Annotated in this window: 2 protein-coding genes and 1 riboswitch; both genes read left to right on the plus strand. The window is 49.2% G+C overall.

Features of this window, described 5'->3' with window-relative positions:
* Positions 1–22: 22 nt before the first annotated feature.
* Positions 23–817 (plus strand): Cof-type HAD-IIB family hydrolase, encoded by a 795-nt coding sequence (locus tag DWZ61_RS15945; RefSeq protein ID WP_117467330.1) that lies wholly within the window; start codon positions 23–25, stop codon positions 815–817.
* Positions 818–889: 72 nt separating this feature from the next.
* Positions 890–1005: riboswitch (TPP riboswitch) on the plus strand.
* 62 nt (positions 1006–1067) lie between these two features.
* Positions 1068–1790, plus strand: coding sequence for an energy-coupled thiamine transporter ThiT (locus DWZ61_RS15950; RefSeq protein ID WP_118504990.1), 723 nt, complete (start codon positions 1068–1070; stop codon positions 1788–1790).
* Positions 1791–1846 lie beyond the last annotated feature (56 nt).

The following is a 1846-nucleotide window of genomic DNA, read 5'->3' on the forward strand; positions in this document are numbered from 1 at the left end:
AATGTAAGATTCAGGAGGCACTATGATCAAACTTATTGCAACCGATATTGACGGCACGCTATTGAAGGACGGCACTCTGATGCTGGATCCTGAATACATGACCGTCATTGAAAAGCTGATTGCAAAAGGCATCCGTTTCGTTGCCTGTTCCGGCAGACAATTTATCAGTGAGCGGAAGCTTTTTGCTCCCATCCGCGACAAGCTCCTCTATATCACCGACGGCGGTACCGTGGTCCGCACACCGAAGGAAATTTTAAAGGTGCATACCTTACCCAAAGAGATCTGGCACGGCATGTGTGAGACAGTCCGGAATGAATTACCGGACTGCGATTATTTTATTGCCACACCGGATTATTGCCTGGCGGAAGATGCTGGAAGCCGGATGTTCCGGTGGCTTACGGATTCCTACGGATATGACATCCGGGAATCTGCCGATCTTATGAAAACGCCCGTGGACAATGTGATCAAGTTCACTGTATATCATCCTTCCGCCTGTGAAGAAATGTGTGCACCTGTCTTCACTCCCACCTGGCAGTCCCGGGCGAAGCTTGCTTCTGCCGGAAAAGAATGGGTGGACTGCAATCCCCTTGGGGTAAATAAGGGGTCTGCGATCCGTTTTCTCCAGGAATATTTGGGGATTGCGCCAGATGAGACCTGTACCTTTGGAGACAATCTGAACGACATCGAAATGCTGCAAAGCGCCGGAATGAGCTATGCTGTTTCCAATGCAAGAGAGGAAGTCATTGCCGCTGCAAGGGATACCTGTGCGCCCTATTGGGAAAACGGAGTGTTGCAGGTGTTGAAAACTTTTTTATAAATTCCCCGGGGCATTCCGAAAGTAAACGCTTGACACTGCTACGATAAAGCACTATAGTAAACAGGTAAATAGAATATCCGCTAGGGGAGCACATCGCTGAGATTGAAGTGCCGCCGTCAAGGCTCCGCTTCTAACCCTCACTACTTGAACCGGGTAATACCGGCGTAAGGAAGCACATTATTCATACAGAGAGTTTATCTGTATGAATACGATGTTGTCCCTCCTCGCACACACGAAGGAGGATTTTTTTATGTTGTACACTGCTGTTACCAATGACTGGGGAGAGACTACTTATATCCCCACTACCCTGGGAAATGTCCTGTTGGTGATCATTCTGGCCGCACTGTTGGCGGCCGCTGTTTTATTTGCCCGCATGCAGATGAAAAAGACTGCGGCAGCTCCCGCTTCTTCCGATGGTGATTCCAGGATGAAGCACGGCAAGCTCACCGTGAAACAGCTGGCATTCTGTGCCATGGCCATTGCCCTGGGAACCGTTCTTTCCAATATCAAATTGTTCCATTTTCCTACCGGCGGCTCCATTACTTTGCTTTCCATGCTGGTGATCTGCCTGCCCGGCTACTGGTTCGGTCTGGGTGCCGGTATTGCCACAGGTGTAGCCTACGGTGTCCTGCAGCTGCTCATAGATCCCTATGTATTATATCCCCTGCAGCTGGTGGTAGACTATCTTCTTGCTTTCGGCGCTCTGGGACTGTCCGGTCTCTTCTCCAATGCGAAGCTAGGACTGATCAAGGGATATATTGCCGGGGTTCTTGGAAGATATGTGTTTGCCGTGATCTCCGGATGGATCTTCTTCGGCTACTATGCCTGGGAAGGCTGGGATCCCCTGCCTTACTCCCTCGCCTACAATGCTATCTATATCTTCTCTGAAGCAGCCATAACTCTGGTAATTTTAAGCGCTAAGCCGGTACGGAATTTGTTTGCGAAATTGAAAGACATGGCTTTGAACGACTAAATAGAAAGTTAGTTAAATACATTGGCAAAATCCACGAACTCCCGGAGCATGCGATA

Origin of the sequence: Clostridium sp. AF34-10BH (assembly GCF_003478095.1) — a bacterium.
In the GTDB taxonomy this organism is placed as follows: domain Bacteria; phylum Bacillota; class Clostridia; order Lachnospirales; family Lachnospiraceae; genus Acetatifactor; species Acetatifactor acetigignens.